The sequence below is a fragment of the Marinomonas rhizomae genome (assembly GCF_003315485.1).
GTDB lineage: Bacteria > Pseudomonadota > Gammaproteobacteria > Pseudomonadales > Marinomonadaceae > Marinomonas > Marinomonas rhizomae.
On the sequence record NZ_QNSE01000001.1, the window covers coordinates 220199 to 237172 of the forward strand.

General features: G+C 42.9%; 15 protein-coding genes. 14 read left to right on the top strand and 1 reads right to left on the bottom strand.

What is annotated here, in order from left to right:
* Window positions 1-190: 190 nt before the first annotated feature.
* The 14 genes from DFP80_RS01055 to DFP80_RS01120 all read left to right on the top strand — a co-directional run bounded on the left by DFP80_RS01055 (window position 191) and on the right by DFP80_RS01120 (window position 15503).
* The gene (locus tag DFP80_RS01055) at window positions 191-727 is read left to right on the top strand and encodes an RNA methyltransferase (protein ID WP_113914959.1); all 537 of its coding nucleotides are present in this window, start codon (window positions 191-193) and stop codon (window positions 725-727) included.
* A gap of 235 nt (window positions 728-962) precedes the next feature.
* On the top strand, window positions 963-1718 hold the full coding sequence (locus tag DFP80_RS01060) for a DUF481 domain-containing protein (RefSeq protein WP_113914960.1): 756 nt from the start codon (window positions 963-965) through the stop codon (window positions 1716-1718).
* A gap of 12 nt (window positions 1719-1730) precedes the next feature.
* A complete protein-coding gene (locus tag DFP80_RS01065; RefSeq protein ID WP_113914961.1) occupies window positions 1731-2741 on the top strand; it encodes a CobW family GTP-binding protein in 1011 nt (336 codons plus the stop codon).
* Between the two features lie 212 nt (window positions 2742-2953).
* Window positions 2954-4759 (top strand): acyl-CoA dehydrogenase C-terminal domain-containing protein, encoded by a 1806-nt coding sequence (locus tag DFP80_RS01070; protein WP_113914962.1) that lies wholly within the window; start codon window positions 2954-2956, stop codon window positions 4757-4759.
* An 82-nt stretch (window positions 4760-4841) separates the two neighbouring features.
* On the top strand, window positions 4842-5156 hold the full coding sequence (locus DFP80_RS01075) for an SCP2 sterol-binding domain-containing protein (protein ID WP_113914963.1): 315 nt from the start codon (window positions 4842-4844) through the stop codon (window positions 5154-5156).
* A 108-nt stretch (window positions 5157-5264) separates the two neighbouring features.
* Window positions 5265-6962: an AMP-binding protein gene (locus DFP80_RS01080; RefSeq protein WP_309472352.1), complete on the top strand. Its 1698-nt coding sequence runs from the start codon at window positions 5265-5267 to the stop codon at window positions 6960-6962.
* A 41-nt stretch (window positions 6963-7003) separates the two neighbouring features.
* Window positions 7004-7552, top strand: a complete 549-nt coding sequence (locus tag DFP80_RS01085; RefSeq protein ID WP_113914964.1) for a DUF2889 domain-containing protein — start codon at window positions 7004-7006, stop codon at window positions 7550-7552.
* A gap of 11 nt (window positions 7553-7563) precedes the next feature.
* The gene (locus tag DFP80_RS01090) at window positions 7564-8316 is read left to right on the top strand and encodes an enoyl-CoA hydratase-related protein (protein ID WP_113914965.1); all 753 of its coding nucleotides are present in this window, start codon (window positions 7564-7566) and stop codon (window positions 8314-8316) included.
* Between the two features lie 299 nt (window positions 8317-8615).
* Window positions 8616-9386 (top strand): electron transfer flavoprotein subunit beta/FixA family protein, encoded by a 771-nt coding sequence (locus tag DFP80_RS01095; protein WP_113914966.1) that lies wholly within the window; start codon window positions 8616-8618, stop codon window positions 9384-9386.
* The gene (locus DFP80_RS01100) at window positions 9383-10312 is read left to right on the top strand and encodes an electron transfer flavoprotein subunit alpha/FixB family protein (protein ID WP_113914967.1); all 930 of its coding nucleotides are present in this window, start codon (window positions 9383-9385) and stop codon (window positions 10310-10312) included. Before DFP80_RS01095 ends, DFP80_RS01100 begins: the two co-directional genes overlap by 4 nt.
* 99 nt (window positions 10313-10411) lie before the next feature.
* Window positions 10412-12562 carry a fatty acid oxidation complex subunit alpha FadB gene (gene fadB, locus DFP80_RS01105; RefSeq protein ID WP_113914968.1) on the top strand — a complete coding sequence of 717 codons (2151 nt, stop codon included), beginning with the start codon at window positions 10412-10414 and terminating at the stop codon, window positions 12560-12562.
* 27 nt (window positions 12563-12589) lie between these two features.
* A complete protein-coding gene (gene fadA, locus DFP80_RS01110; protein ID WP_113914969.1) occupies window positions 12590-13765 on the top strand; it encodes an acetyl-CoA C-acyltransferase FadA in 1176 nt (391 codons plus the stop codon).
* A 210-nt stretch (window positions 13766-13975) separates the two neighbouring features.
* A complete protein-coding gene (locus DFP80_RS01115) occupies window positions 13976-14944 on the top strand; it encodes a D-2-hydroxyacid dehydrogenase family protein (RefSeq protein WP_113914970.1) in 969 nt (322 codons plus the stop codon).
* Window positions 14945-15080: 136 nt separating this feature from the next.
* Window positions 15081-15503, top strand: a complete 423-nt coding sequence (locus DFP80_RS01120; RefSeq protein ID WP_113914971.1) for a hypothetical protein — start codon at window positions 15081-15083, stop codon at window positions 15501-15503.
* A gap of 25 nt (window positions 15504-15528) precedes the next feature.
* Here the strand turns inward: DFP80_RS01120 and codA are convergent, their stop codons facing one another.
* Window positions 15529-16782 carry a cytosine deaminase gene (gene codA / locus DFP80_RS01125; protein WP_113914972.1) on the bottom strand — a complete coding sequence of 418 codons (1254 nt, stop codon included), beginning with the start codon at window positions 16780-16782 and terminating at the stop codon, window positions 15529-15531.
* Window positions 16783-16974 lie beyond the last annotated feature (192 nt).

Below are 16974 nucleotides of genomic sequence, written 5' to 3' on the forward strand. Positions count from 1 at the left end.
ATAGGTTTTAGTGTACCTATTTCAATGGTGAGCGGAAGGGGGGGTTGATAGTTGTGCAGCTTTTTTCTCATTTATTGCTACGAAATAGGTAAAATTTAGTAAGTCCAGAACCCCATAAAGAATGGCTGGTTTAATCAGTAAAAGTGATATTATCCTTGTTCTTATTTAATTCGAGTGGGTGAGTTTTTTGATGCAAAATGAGTTTGTCTCTGTAGGGTTAATTAATCCCAAAAGCCCTTCAAATGTTGGTTCTGTGATGAGGGCAGCGGGTTGCTATCAAGTAAATCAAGTTGTGTATTCTGGTAATCGATATGATCGAGCAAAAAAAATGTCGACGGATACCAAAAAAGCGACTTCTTCCATTCCTTTAATAAATGTGGACAGTCTTGGCGTTGATGATTTAATTGATGCGGTGGATGGTGATACTAAAATTGTATGTGTTGATCTAATTCAAGGTGCAACACCCTTACCTGCATTTAAACACCCAGATAAGGCCTTATATATTTTTGGGCCAGAAGACGGCACGATAGGACAAAAAGTTGTTGATAGAGCTGACTTTGTTGTCTTTGTTCCGACGGTGGGTTGTATGAATCTTGCCGCATCAGTGAACGTTCTGCTTTATGACCGCCTGGCTAAGTCTGTTCAATCGTTCGCTGGCGACGAACTAATTCGCCAGAGTAAAGATGTTAATAATAACGTGAAGGTTCGCTCTAATATTCAAAAGTAAGGCTTTTAAGTGTAAGGCTCTGTTGTTTTCTTATCTATTACTTTGCATATAGTTAGCAGAATTTTGACTGTGATAAGTTTGTATCAATGCAAAAATATCTCTTAAACCTGATTGGCGATTAGGAAGGAGGTAAGAGGTCTGTTTTTCCTGAATCTAAATATTGTTCCATTCTCTGTAACCTCCTTTTCTTAGCCATCATGGAACCAGTTTGACGAGATAGAAGGAATGCATACAAATGGAGTCTATAAAACGAGCCGCGCTTGCTGTATTGGCTTGCTCTACGTCTGCCGTTTATGCTGCTGACACCCCCTTTACCCCTCTAGAGCCTTTGAGTGCAGAATTAGAATTGGGTGTTATTTCCATCACGGGTAATACAGAAAGTACGGCAGTGAAAGCAAAGGCAACCGTTAAGCAAGATTTTATGGCTTGGAAAGCAAAGTATCAGGTAGATACACTTTATAAAAGAGGTAGAAATGAGGGGGAAGTTGACACTAAAACAACGGCACAAAAGGTGTTCTTATCTGCTCAGAGTGATTATAAGTTAAGCAGTAATAACACTTCCATATTTGTCTACGGGTCTTATACTGATGATAGGTTTAGTGGTTATGAGTATCAAAATACGGTGTCTGTTGGTTATTCTGCGCGCTTATTTTCCGACGATAGCTCTTTTTTAGATTACAGTATTGGTCCGGGTTATTCCTTCAGTCAGACTGATGAAGGTGAAGAGGATGAAACATCAATAGTGCATGTGGAGTTGCAGTACGAGTATGAAATTAGCTCGAATGCTACTTTTCAGCAATCTTTAAGTACGGAAGCCGCGTTGCAGGATAATAAAAATACCCGTTCGAAATCAGAAACTTCGGTTAGTGTTCAGCTCAGAGATAACCTCAGTATGAAGGCCTCTTACGGTATTACTCATAATAGCCAGGTCTTGGATGATAAAAAGAAAACAGATGGTACGACAAGTATTATATTCGCTTATACATTTTGAGAATTTTTCCCTATGCGTTATCAAGGTATAAAAGTCACTTTGGTGACGGGGTTTTTAGGGGCGGGTAAGACTTCTCTGATTCGTCATTTACTTGCACAGTCGCCTTTAAATGAACGTTGGGTCGTATTGGTGAATGAGTTTGGCAACATTGGCCTTGATGGTGCATTTTACGCAGATTTAGGTGTCGCAATTAGTGAGGTTCCTGGTGGTTGTGTTTGCTGCACGACGTCTGCAGCTTTTCAACAAGGGTTAAACCAATTAATTCGTCAGTATAATCCTGATCGTATTTTCATTGAGCCATCTGGCCTCGGCCATCCCAAGCAAATTATGCAGCAGTTACGCGGTGCTGCTTATCACGATGTGCTTTTATTGACAGGGGCATTTTGTGTATTAGATGCCCGTAACTTGAATGATGAGCGTTATACCAAGCATGATATGTTCAACGATCAAATAGAGTCAGCTGATGGTATTGTATTTAGTCATGTTGATTGCTACCAACAAGAAGACTTTGATCGGGTGAAAGTACGGTTTGGGGCGCCTACTTCAAAGATACCAACGCCTGTTCTTTTTATGTCCGATCCTATGACTTTAGGTGTCGACTCGTTGGATATTGGTCTGATAAACCTAACGAATGACGAAGTTGTGACTGAAAAAAACTCATCTCATTCCTCTCACCACCATACCCATGGTGCAGTTAAAGCAACCAATCAAGACAAGCGTTCGAGTTACCATAAACAACAAGGTGATATGCAGGTTGTCGGCTGGCATTGGCCCAAACAAGATTATTTCGATCAAGAAAAAATAGTGCCTATCATTGAGGGGCTGTCTAGGCTTGATGGTGTTTACCGAATTAAAGGCGTGTTTATGATTGGTCCAAGCGAAGCGCTTTTTGTCAATGTTTCGAGAGGCGAGGTTGTAATAAAAAAATCCCCTTGGTGTGACGGTAGCTGCTTGGAAAGTATCGGTGGAATTGAGGGTGATTGGTTGGAATGTGTTTATAAAGGCTGCGCTGAATTGCTTTGATAAGGTTCTGCTAATTATATTTCTCAGCCTTGTATTGGCTTTAATTATGATATTTCTCTTTTTTTGACGGGTAAAAAACTAAGCTTGGTCTATTTTGTCATTAACTTTGGCACCTTTTGTTATTGAGAGAAAGGCTCTGATAGAGGAACCTTTCCACTATAAGAGGTTCCTATTGGAACGGATGGAATAAAAACAATAAGAGGTCATAGGCCATGCCTGAATATAAAGCGCCATTGCGCGACATCAAATTTGTTACTGAAGAAGTTCTAGACTTTCACGGACATTACGCCAAGTTACCGGGAGCCGAAGAAGCGACGCCTGATATGGTGGCGGCGATTCTGGAAGAAGGTGCTAAGTTTGCTGAGCGTGTTCTTTCTCCTCTAAACCGTGTTGGTGATCAACAAGGTTGTCAATTTCAAGACGGTGTAGTGACTACGCCAGATGGCTTCAAAGAAGCTTATCAACAGTATGTTGAAGGCGGTTGGCCTTCACTGTCTCATCCTGAAGAAGTGGGTGGACAGGGGCTGCCAGACTCTCTTGGTATGATGGTGACAGAAATGATTGCCACCTCAAATTGGTCTTGGGGCATGTACCCAGGTTTAAGCCACGGCGCCATGAATACTATTGAATTACATGGTACTGATGAGCAAAAACAAACCTATCTAACAAAACTTGTGTCTGGTGAATGGACAGGCACCATGTGCCTGACTGAGCCTCATTGTGGTACAGACCTTGGTATGTTGAAAACCAAAGCTGAGCCACAAGCTGATGGCAGTTATGCAATAACGGGTACTAAAATCTTCATTTCTGCGGGTGAGCATGATATGGCGGATAATATTGTCCATATCGTATTGGCTCGTTTACCTGATGCACCTGCTGGCACCAAAGGTATTTCTTTATTTATTGTTCCAAAGCATAACGTCAATGATGCTGGCGAAATGGCAGACCGTAATCAGGTTTCTTGTGGTTCAATTGAGCACAAAATGGGTATTCATGGCAACGCAACTTGTGTCATGAATTTTGATGGTGCAAAAGGCTTTCTTATTGGCGAGCCAAACCGCGGTTTGAATTGCATGTTTACCTTCATGAATACAGCCCGTATTGGTACCGCTTTGCAAGGTTTGGCTCATGCAGAGTGGGCACTACAAAACTCCGTTTCTTATGCGAAAGATCGTCTGCAAATGCGTTCTTTATCTGGTCCCAAAGCGCCTGAAAAAGCGGCCGATCCAATCATTGTGCATCCTGATGTGCGCCGTATGTTACTAACGCAAAAAGCCTTTGCAGAAGGTGGTAGAGCCTTGATTCATTACTGCTCTATGTTGGTAGATACGACTAAAAAAGGCACAGCAGACGAGAAAGCGGAAGCGGATGAACTTATGTCTTTGTTGACGCCAATTGCCAAAGCATTTTTAACGGAAACAGGTTTTGAAGCTGCCAACCATGGTTTGCAAGTGTTTGGCGGGCATGGCTTTATTGCCGAATGGGGCATGGAGCAAAACGTTCGAGATTGCCGTATTTCTATGTTGTATGAAGGCACAACGGGCATTCAGGCATTGGATTTGTTGGGGCGTAAGGTACTGATGACACAAGGTGCTACATTGCGTCGTTTTACCAAAATTATTCATAAGTTCTGTAAAGAGCATAAAGGCGATAAACGCTTAAAAGCTTATATCACGGCACTGGATAAATTGAATGGCGAATGGGGCGATGTGACGATGAAAGTCGGCATGAAAGCGATGCGCAACAAAGATGAGGTCGGTGCTGCTTCTGTGGACTATTTAATGTTCTCTGGTTATGTCGTCTTAGCGTACTTCTGGGCTCGCATGGCCGTCACAGCACAAACAAAACTAGATGAAGGCACGGATGAAGTCGGTTTTTATACTGCCAAGCTACAAACGGCCACTTTTTATTATGAGCGCTTATTGCCACGTACTCGTGCTCATGTAGAAGCTATGTTGTCAGGAGCTGATAATTTATTGGCGATGGATGAAGATAATTTCTTATTCTTAAATGCCTAGTTAGTGTAATAAATCATCACTTAGGCATTCATTTTCTTTGCTTAGGTAATTAAAGTTTTGAAAGATTAAAGAGGTTAATATTATGAGTGAATCAAAAGCAGTATTTGAATCTATGCTAAATCGTTTTGATGCGGATGAAGCCGATGATATGGAGGCCGTCTTTCAATTTGACTTAGACGATGATGGCAGTTATTACTTAAGTATCATTGATGGAAAGTGTGAAATGGGAGAAGGTGAGCATGATGATCCAACCGTCACTCTTAATATGGACTTAGATACCTTGAAAGATGTTATGAGCGGCGAATTAGATGGAATGGCGGCTTTTATGCAAGGAAAGATTCGTGCTGACGGAGACATAATGCTAGCGACGAAGTTGACTCAAATTTTCCCACAATAAGGGATTTTTTAACAATTTTATAGCTCTTAAGCTCAACTGCACTGTATGTGGTTGAGCTTTTATGCTTGATCACTTTCTCCTAAATAAAAAAAACAAACGGAGCTTATTATGACTATGGATACTTCATCTCCTAGCAATACAAATATTGGAAAAGCACCGGGTAGCTATTTGCCAGAGTCGCTGAATCCACATGGCTATCAATCCTTGAATGATGTTTTAGCCTTAGCAACGAAAAAATTTGCAGATCGACCTGTATTTACCAGTGTTGGTCGCACTTTGACATATCGTGAATTAGGTGAAAAATCTGACGCCTTTGCTGCGTATCTTCAACACGAAACGGATTTAATGCCCGGTGATCGGATCGCGGTACAATTGCCTAATGTTATTCAATATCCTGTCGTGTTATTTGGTGCTATGAAGGCAGGCCTGATTGTTGTTAATACCAACCCACTTTACACACCAAAAGAGCTTGAGCACCAATTCAATGACGCTGGCGTCAAGGCCTTGGTAGTGTTTGCTAATATGGCACATAACGTCGAAAAAATATTGGCTAAAACATCAATAAAGCACGTTATTATTACTGAAATTGCTGATTTTCACTCTCCTTTAAAGCGCCTGCTAGTAAACTCCGTGGTTAAGTATGTGAAGAAAATGGTGCCTGCGTATCATATTTCTGGTGCCGTGACGTTAAACGATGCATTGGCAAAAGCCAATGGCAAGTCAGTTTCAAAAGTTGGCGGTAGGCCTGACGATATTGCTGTATTGCAATATACCGGTGGTACAACCGGTGTCGCAAAAGGTGCCATGCTGACACACGCTAATTTGATTGCCAATATGTATCAGTTAAGCTCAAGACTAAGCTCAATCATTAACGATAAGAACGAAGTTTATATTGCCCCATTACCGCTTTATCACATCTATGCCTTTCTAATTCATGGACTAACCTTATTGGAACGCGGCGCGCATAGCGTTTTAATTCCTAACCCCCGAGATTTGCCCGGCTTTGTTAAAGAGCTGAAAAAATGGCCGTTTACCGGTTTTGTTGGATTAAATACTTTGTTTGTGGGGCTTTGCAACAAAGCAGAGTTTAAAGCGCTTGATTTTTCTACGCTTAAGCTGACTTGTTCTGGTGGTATGCCTCTGACTCATGCTGCCGCGGATGAATGGGAAAGAATCACCGGCTGTAAAATAGTGGAAGGTTATGGCCTTACAGAAACATCACCGGTTGTTTCTTTTAACCCTATTGGTAAGGAGCGTATTGGCACGATCGGACTGCCTGTTTCTGAAACAGACATTAAAATACAAGGGCGTGATGGCGAAGCTTTGTCACAAGGGGAATCGGGTATGTTATGCGTACGTGGGCCTCAGGTGATGAAGGGTTATTGGAATCGCGAAGAAGCAACCCGAGAAGTTATGACAGAAGACGGCTTTTTAATCACGGGCGATATTGCTATGCAGCACTCAGATGGCTATTTGCAAATCGTTGATCGTGCGAAAGACATGATTATTGTATCTGGTTTCAATGTATATCCAACTGAAGTGGAAGATTGCCTTTCCTCTCATCCTTCGATTCTGGAATCGGCCGCTATCGGTGTGCCTGATGATAAGACGGGCGAATCAGTCAAAGCATTTGTTGTTTTAAAAGCAGATGTTGAGACACTTGATGAAAAAGCCTTGCGCATATACTGCAAAGAAAATCTTGCCGCTTATAAGGTTCCTAAGTTCGTTGAAATCCGCAAAGAGCTACCAAAAACTAACGTTGGGAAAGTGTTACGTCGTGCTTTGCGCGAACAAGAGCAGGCTTAAGTCTTATTTTCTACGTTTTTTGAAGCACTGGGAGAGCGGCAATGTCACAGGTTAAGCGCAAGCAAATGCATCGACGCTGTATTGAGTCTTTTGGCTTTCTGCGGGAAGACGGTCTATGGGATATTGAGGCAAGTATGCAGGATTTAAAAGCCTATGATGTGAAGCGTGAATTTGATGGTAGCTTGTTGCCTGAAGGCAGCCCTTTTCATGATATTCGTGCTTGTTTGACGATAGACGACACCTTTTTAATAAAAGAGGTGTCAGTGACTATGGACTCTTATCCCTTTCCTAGCTGCGGAGGTGCGGCACCTAGTTTTTCTATTCTAAAAGGTACTCGACTTGAGCCTGGCTGGAGTCGTTGGTTAAAAGAAACCTTTAGTGGAAAAGTGGGCTGTACTCATGTTTTGGAACTCTTTCCTGTTATGGCCACAACAGCGTTCCAGACAATGTGGGGCCCCCTAGGTGAAAAGTATCCGGAGCAAGTTTCATCGGCAGTGACTAAACTCGTTAACAGTTGCCATGGCTGGTCTGAAGACGGACCAATGGTGCGCAAATTGATTGATGAACAGGTGCTTAAACTACCATCATAAGGGAGCCATTAATGAGTGGTTTTGTTACTGAAAGTATTGAGTCTGGTGTACAAATTTTGTGCCTAGACCGAGTTGAAAAGAAAAACGCCATTACGCTAGATATGTATCAGGCATTAACGGATGCGTTACGTCGAGCTGAGCTTAACTCTGACATAAAGGTGACCTTAATCCATGGTGCGGGGAATGATTTTTCTTCCGGGAATGATATTAATGAATTTGTACAAATTGCTCAAACACCAGAAAAAATGGAAGCTATTATGGCTTTCTTACAAGCGTTAAGTAGTTATAAAAAACCGCTTATAGCAGGGGTTGAAGGTCGAGCTGTTGGTGTTGGGGCGACTATGCTACTTCATTGTGATTTAGTGCTTGCTTCTCGCGAAGCGCGATTGCAGTTTCCGTTCGTGCAATTAGGGCTGGTGCCTGAAGCGGCGTCTAGTCATTTATTGCCTCAGTTAGTGGGCCACCAAAAAGCCTTTGAGATACTTGTTCTGGGTGAGGTTGTTGATGGCACGCAAGCATATGAATTGGGGTTGATTAACCATATATGTGAAGAAGGCGAAGCCTATAAAGTAGCATTGAATTTTGCAGAAAAAACGGCAGCTCTCCCTGTCGAAGCGGTAGCATTAAGCAAGGATCTATTGAAGTATCGAGCTCAGGATGATGTGCAAATGGCCTTGATGCGAGAAGGGCGAATTTTTAAAGATCGGTTACGCTCAACGGAAGCGCATCAAGCTTTTACCGCGTTTTTGTCGCGCAATAAGTAATACCTTTTAATGATTTCTGTAAAGCCTCACTTATCAGTGGGGCTTTTTTGTTATTAAGGCTAGACTAACACGGTTGAAAAGGTTTGGAGCCTTTTAACAAATAATGCACCATCTGAACGGAGCTTGAATATTTTTGTCAGTTAACTGGCGCTTTTTTGTTATTGATGAAAAGCATTCCCAAACTACTATAGAGGGTATGTGAAGAGTTCTATTGATAGGGAATATTTACATGCTATTAATCGGCTAAAAACCAAGGTTGATTATATGCATCAGAACTTAATAATAAATACGAGGGGCTTATGAAAATCTTAGTATCTGTAAAGCGAGTCATCGACTACAACGTCAAAGTTCGCGTCAAATCTGACCAAACAGCGGTCGATCTTACCAATGTCAAAATGTCCATGAACCCTTTCTGTGAAATTGCCGTGGAAGAAGCCATTCGTTTAAAAGAGAAAGGTGTTGCTTCTGAAGTTGTGGTGGTATCTGTTGGTTCAAAGTCTTGTCAAGAAACCTTGCGCACAGCAATGGCGCTAGGTGCTGACCGCGCTATCCAAGTTGAAACAGAAGACGGTTTAGATTCTTTATCTGTCGCTAAGCTAATTGCCAAAGTTGCTCAAGATGAAGCTGCTGATTTGGTGATTATGGGGAAACAAGCGATCGATTCTGATAATAATCAAACTGGTCAAATGGTGGCGGCATTATTGGATTACCCTCAAGCGACCTTTGCGTCTGAGGTTGTTGTTGAAAACGGCGAAGCACAAACATCTCAAGAAATAAAAGTAACCCGCGAAATTGATGGTGGTTTGCAAACCTTAGCGATTACGCTACCAGCGGTTGTTACTACAGACCTTCGTCTAAATGAGCCGCGCTTTGCTTCTCTGCCTAATATTATGAAAGCGAAGAGAAAGCCATTGGATGTAAAAGCGCCAGCTGATCTAGGTGTTGAAGTTGGGTCTAACGTTAGTATTGTCTCCGTTACTCCTCCACCGCAGCGTGCTGGTGGTATTAAAGTGGGCTCTGTTGCTGAGTTAGTAGACAAACTTAAAAATGAAGCGAAGGTGGTGTCATGAGTATTTTAATCATTGCAGAACACGATAATAAATCTCTGAAGTCTGCGACTTTAAACACAGTGACCGCAGCAACACAAATTGGCGCTGATGTTCATGTTTTGGTTGCCGGTTTTGAATGTCAAACCGTTGTTGAGCAAGCATCACAAGTGGCAGGCGTTACGAAAGTTCTGGTTGCTGATAATGCAGTTTATGAGCATCAGTTGGCGGAGAATGTTTCTAAATTAATTGTTGAAATCGCTAGTAGCTACGAGCACATTCTAGCGCCAGCAACGACGACAGGTAAAAATACCTTGCCGCGTGTGGCTGCGCTATTAAATGTGGCTCAGTTGTCCGACGTGATAAAGGTCGAATCTGCAGACACTTTTGTTCGTCCAATCTACGCAGGCAATGCTATTGCGACGGTAAAAACAACGGATGCAGTAAAAGTATTGACTGTTCGCGCCACGGGGTTTGATGCCGCGGCGAGTACGGGGGGGAGCGCAGAACGCCAAGTGCTTTCTCAAGTGATTGCCTCTGATCGCAGTCGTTTTGTGAAAGAGCAATTGGCTGAGTCTGATCGTCCTGAATTGACCGCAGCGAATGTGATCATCTCTGGTGGTCGAGGCATGGGCAATGGCGATAACTTCAAATTACTGGAGGGTGTTGCTGATAAGCTGGGCGCAGCCATTGGTGCGTCACGTGCCGCTGTTGATGCTGGTTATGTACCAAACGATTTACAAGTAGGTCAAACGGGAAAAACTGTTGCCCCAGATCTTTATATCGCGGTTGGTATTTCTGGCGCCATCCAGCATTTGGCTGGCATGAAAGATTCCAAAGTGATCGTTGCCATCAACAAAGATGAAGACGCGCCAATCTTCCAAGTGGCGGATTATGGTTTGGTTGCTGATTTGTTTGATGCTGTGCCTGAATTGGAAAAGAGTTTGTAGTCTTTTTTAGAAACTAATTTGTAACAAAACTAACTTATATACCGGGTGACGGACGCTAAAGAGCGGCTGTCATCATAATAAAAATAATTGGAGACCAGCATGATTTTCGAAGGACAAGCAGTCAAGGTTGCAGTCGATGATGCCGGCGTGGCAACCGTCACTCTGGATTTGGTCGGTGAGTCGGTCAATAAATTCAATAGTCTTACCTTGAATGAATTGGCCGAAGCCGTTACTGCGCTAAAACACATTGATGATTTACAAGGCGTTATTTTTGCCAGCGCAAAAGACGTTTTCGTTGTGGGCGCAGACATTACAGAATTTACCTCTTGGTTCAAACTTGAGGACGATGATTTAGCCGATAAATTGCGTCACGCGCACAGTATTTTCAATGACATCTCGAATCTATGTTGTCCAACGGTAGCTGCGATTAATGGGATTGCGCTTGGCGGTGGCATGGAGTTGGCGCTGGCGTGTGATTATCGAGTTATGGCGAGCACAGCGAAAATTGGTTTGCCAGAAACTCAATTGGGTATTTATCCTGGTTGGGGTGGGACGGTTCGTTTGCCTCGCCTTATTGGTGCGGATAATGCTTGTGAGTGGATTTGTGGCGGTGCTCAAAAACGCAGTGAAGATGCCTTTAAAGATGGCGTGGTCGATGCGGTTGTACCTACTGTGAAAGTGAATGAATCTGCTCGTCATCTTGTTCAGCAAGTGCTTGATGGGAAGTTGGATTATCATGCTCGTCGTGATGAGTTACGTGCGCCGATGGAATTTACACCTATCGAAAAAATGATGGTGTTTGAATCGGTTCGCGGTGTCGTTGGTGCGAAAGCCGGTAAACATTACCCTGCGCCAATGGCGGCAATTAAAACCATTGAAAAAGGGATCGGCCAAGAAATGGAAAAGGCCCTTGATACTGAAATCAAAGGCTTTATTAAGCTCGCTAAAGGCCCAGTGGCGAAATCTCTGGTTAACTTGTTCTTAAGTGATCAACAAATTAAGAAAACTGCCGGTAAATATGCGAAAAATGCGACGCCAGTTAAACAGGCTGCAGTATTGGGCGCAGGAATCATGGGCGGCGGTGTTGCTTATCAATCTGCTTCAAAAGGCACTCCTATTATCATGAAAGACATTCGTCCTGAAGCCTTAGAATTAGGTTTGAGTGAAGCGAATAAACTATTCAATGGTCAAGTGGAGCGAGGACGTTTAACAACGGAAAAAGCTTTTAAAGCCATGAATGCGATTGCTCCTGCATTGAGCTATGGTGAATTTGATCATGTTGATTTAGTTGTCGAAGCTGTAGTGGAAAACGTTAAGATCAAAAAGTCTGTGTTGAGTGAAGTAGAAACCAAAATAGCCGACGACGCTATTCTGACATCGAACACATCCACTATCTCTATTACTGAATTGGCAAAAGATCTAAAACGCCCAGAAAATTTCTGTGGCATGCATTTCTTTAATCCTGTGCATCGTATGCCGTTGGTGGAAGTTATTCGCGGCGAAAAAACCAGTGATGCAGCGATCGCCAAAACGGTTGCTTATGCCCAAGCCATGGGTAAAACACCAGTTGTGGTAAATGACTGCCCTGGTTTTCTTGTAAACCGGGTGTTGTTTCCTTACTTCGCTGGTTTCTCTTTAATGATGCAGGAAGGTGCGGATTTCCGAGTCGTTGATAAAACGATGGAGAAATTTGGCTGGCCAATGGGGCCTGCTTATTTGCTTGATGTAGTGGGTATCGACACGGCATATCATGCAGATCAGGTAATGGCAGAAGGCTTCCCTGATCGTATGAAGCATGAAGGTACCAATGCGGTTGATCGTTTATTTGAATTAGAGCGATTCGGTCAGAAAAACGGTAAAGGCTTCTATTCTTATGAGCCAGATCGTAAAGGTAAGCCGAAGAAAATCTTTAACGAAGAAATTGATGTTTTGCTTTCCTCTGTTGTGGTTTCGAAATCTGAATTGAGTGAAGACGATATTGTGGCACGCATGATGATTCCGCTTTGTATTGAGACAGTACGTTGTCTTGAAGAAAACATTGTGGCGTCGGCAGCAGAAGCTGACATGGGATTGATTTACGGTATTGGTTTCCCTCCATACCTTGGCGGTGCTTTGCACTACCTAGACCAAATGGGACTGCAGGCTTTTTGTGACCTTGCAGACAAATACAGCCACTTAGGTAAGTTGTACGAGCCAACCGCGAAAATGCGTGAAATGGCAAAGAACAACGATACTTATTACGGCGCATAATTTCCCATAGGCTAGAGGAGAATTTCTATGAAACTGAATCCAAATGATGTCGTTATTATCGACGCTGTTCGCTCACCAATGGGTAAAACAAAAAATGGCGTATTTCGTAATGTAAGAGCAGAAAATTTATCGGCAGCGCTGGTGAAAGAATTGTTCAAACGTAACCCAAATGTAGATCAAAAAGACGTTGAAGATTTGATCTGGGGGTGTGTTAACCAAACTCTTGAGCAAGGTTTTAACATGGCGCGTGCTGTGTCTTTGTTAGCTGGTTTGCCAATTACAGCCGCTGCACAAACCGTGAACCGTCTCTGCGGTTCATCTATGTCAGCCATTCATACGGCCGCTCAAGCTATTATGACAGGTCAAGGTGATGTGTTTGTTGTAGGTGGTGTCGAGCACATGGGGCACGTTGGTATGATGCACGGCGTAGATGTTAACCCTGCATTGTCTAAACATATGGCGAAAGCCTCCATGATGATGGGGGTTACAGCGGAAATGCTAGGAAAAATGCATGGTGTGAGCCGTGAAGACCAAGATGCCTTTGCGGTACGTTCACATCGTCTTGCTCATGAAGCGACTTTGCAAGGGCGTTTTGATAATGAAATCGTGTCTATTGAAGGTCATGACTCTGATGGGAATAAGATACTTGTGGAAGTGGATGAAGTCATTCGACCAGAAACCACTATGGAATCTTTGGCTGGACTAAAACCTGTGTTTATGCCGAAAGTGGGTACTGTAACGGCTGGTACGTCTTCTGCTTTGTCTGACGGCGCATCTGCTATGTTGATGATGTCTGCGCAAAAGGCTGAAGAGCTTGGCTTAACACCTATTGCTAAAGTGCGCAGCATGGCTGTAGCGGGTTGTGATCCTGCGATTATGGGTTACGGTCCAGTACCGGCAACGAAGAAAGCGCTAAAACGTGCAGGTTTGACGATTGCCGATATCGATATTGTTGAGCTAAACGAGGCGTTCGCTGCTCAATCTATACCTGTACTTAAAGATCTTGGCTTGTTAGATCTTGTCGACGATAAAGTGAACTTGAACGGCGGTGCGATTGCTCTTGGTCATCCACTTGGTTGCTCTGGTACCCGTATTTCAACGACTTTGCTAAACGTTATGCGTGAAAAAGATGCCACTGTTGGCCTGGCAACCATGTGTATTGGTATGGGGCAAGGTATAGCGACGGTATTTGAGCGCGTGTGAATACACGACTACTGTGATGGTGACCTCGTGAATAGGGTTCAATTAAGCACATGAAGTTGTGTGCCTCTTTGCTTTAGAACAGCAAATTGTAATCTCTGTCTTTAGCCCCGCTTTTGCGGGGCTTTTTTTGCTCTGGTGTTTTGTACTATCTTGGTCGATGATACGTATCATTAACCAAGCGATATCAGATAAGTAAACGAGGATTGTTTCGTGAAAATAGCAATATTAGATGACTATCAAAATAGTGTAAAAGGTCTCGCGTGCTTTGGTCTTTTACAAGACCATAATGTGCGTGTATTTAATGAGACTTTTAAAAATACCGAGGACTTAGTCGCTCACCTAAAAGATTTTGATGTGCTTGTTTTGATTCGCGAACGTACGTGTATTTCGGAAGAATTACTGGCTAACTTGCCCAATTTAAAACTGATTAGCCAAACAGGAAAAATTAGTAATCACATTGATGCCAAGCTTTGCCATAAATATGGTGTGGCTGTGGCGGAAGGTGTTGGCTCTCCTGTTGCACCTTCAGAATTGTGTTGGGGACTGATAATGGCGGCAAGTCGACATATTCCAGAGTACGTTGAGAAGTTTTCTCAAGGCCATTGGCAGCAATCAGGCTCCTTAGGATTAGGTCGAGTATTAAATGGATCTGTGTTGGGTATTTGGGGCTACGGCAAAATTGGTCAACGCATCGCGCAATACGCGAAAGCTTTTGGTATGAAAGTAATGGTTTGGGGGAGCGAGAACTCCAGAGCATTGGCACAAGATCACGGGTTTTCAGCCGCATCCTCGAAGGCAGAGTTTTTTCAAACCGCCGATATTATTACTTTGCATTTACGACTTAATGGCGCAACTAAAGCTATTGTTACGCAGGCGGACTTGAGTTCGATGAAGCCTGACTCTTTGTTAGTAAATACCAGTCGTGCTGAGCTAATTGAAAGCGATGCCTTGTACCGCGAAATGTCAGCGAATCCGACTAAACGTGCAGCCATTGATGTATTCGAAACAGAACCTGCGAATGTCAATAATGAGCCTCTGTTGTCTCTGCCAAATGTGCTTTGTACGCCGCATATTGGTTATGTTGAAAAGTCCAGCTATGAGCTTTATTTCAAGATTGCTTTTGAAAATGTGGTGGCCTTTGCTAAGGGGGAAGCGCAAAATTTAGTGGTTAATCCATAAAAAAAGAGCCGAATTAACATTTATTATTCAATGTATTAATTGATGTTACCATTTCTTGGCTAAAGCCTTTAACTAATCCGCGTAGTGACGTCTCATTACGCCAATGGATATATTTTAATCACATAGGATGTTTATTATGAAAACTCTTTTGTCTGCGTTATGTGTTGCAATACCGGCCGTACTTTCCTCTAGTTTGCTCACTGCAGAAGAAGCCACAGAGGCGCCAGTCTGCGAAATTAAAGATATAACGTCTTTTTCTTACATGGAAAACCTTCCGCCCAATAGTGACATAGATGTTGGAGCGATATATAAAGCAAAAACAGACGAGCTTATTGCTTTTGGCAAAAAGAACAATTTGGAAGATTTTCAAGTCATTAGCCAAGATGCGTCTTTTAGCCCTAACTGCTGTGGCAATTATGGTTCGCAAGTTAATATGAATTATACCGTGAGTTATAAGCCTAGCTATGATGCATTTAATGCTTTCCGTAAATTGGCGGGGATGGGAGCCGTGTCAACGTATCGTGTTGGTATGGAAAACTGTCCTATAGAGAATAAATAATTTGATGTAGTTTCAGGGGCGCGATTTAAGGCGCCGCTGAAATCCAAGGTTGAGTGATTACTTTAGATGGTTGACGTTGCATGATGATTTCGCCATGGCGTACAGACAGTAATACTTCTCCTTGCTGACGCAGTACGCTGTAGTCGTCATGTCCTTCCAGCAGAATAAAGTTCGCCGCGTTGCCCACTTCAATACCGTAGCCTTGCAAACACATGGTGCGAGCGCTGCTGTCTGTGATCATATCAAGTGCGTGGGCGTAGTCTTGATAGCCCATCATTTGGCAAATATGCATGGCGTAATCTAATGTACGTAGTAATTTGCCATTCCCGAGTGAATACCAAGGATCGAAAATAGAGTCTTGTCCTAGACAGACATTGATATTGGCCTCTCGAAGCTCTTTGACTCTCGTCACTCCGCGACGCTTAGGGTAATTGTCAAAGCGACCTTGTAAGTGAATGCTTTCCGTTGGACAAGATATAAAGTTAATGCCAGAGTTCTTCAGTAAACGAAACAGCTTCGAGCAATAGGCGTTGTCATAAGAATGCATGGCGGTGGTGTGGCTTGCAGTCACTTTAGATCCCATGTCATGAAACAAAGCTTCACAGGCAAGAAATTCTAAGAAACGAGAGTTTGGATCATCGATTTCGTCACAATGAACATCCACTAATCGGTCGTATTTTTTTGCTAGCTCTATTATTAATTTGACGGATTTTTCACCCAGTTCACGGGTGTATTCAAAGTGTGGAATTCCGCCGACCACATCAGCGCCAATTTTTAAAGCTTCTTCCATCAGTTTTAAGCCATTTGGATAAGACAGCATACCGTCTTGGGGAAAGGCAACCACTTGTAAATCGATTTTGTCTTTTAGCTCATCACGAAGCGCACAAAGGGTGCGAACGCCGATTAACGTCGGATCTGTGGTGTCTGCATGAGTTCGAATCGCTTGCACGCCGTTTTGCACCAGCAGTTCTATTGTCGATAACGCACGGCGGCGTATATCTGCTTCATTTAGCATCGGCTTGCGCTGGCTCCAGCGTTCTATGCCTTCGAATAAAGTACCGCTTTGATTCCACTCTGGTTCGCCTGCCGTTAAGGCAGCATCTAGGTGGATATGTGGCTCGACAAAAGGCGCGCAAACTAATTTGCCGTTGGCATCAATGGCATTGTCGGTTACTGCTAGCGTGCTTTCTTGTGCTTCAATTTTACTGAAACGGCCAGCGTCAATGTGGATGGAAAATAGCTCTGGACGTTGGCGTAAACGGGCGTTGATAACATGCATAATAAACCTCAATCATGTCGTAGGCAGCTCTATGATGATTTTTAATATTAGCCATTTTTTGACCTGTTGTTATGAATAATATTTACACTTCAACTATATATACATATTCGGTAACGGGATTACCTATTATGTTCTTAGTTTTTATTTATTAGTTAACCTTTTTATTTAAGGTTATAACTATAGCTAATGAAA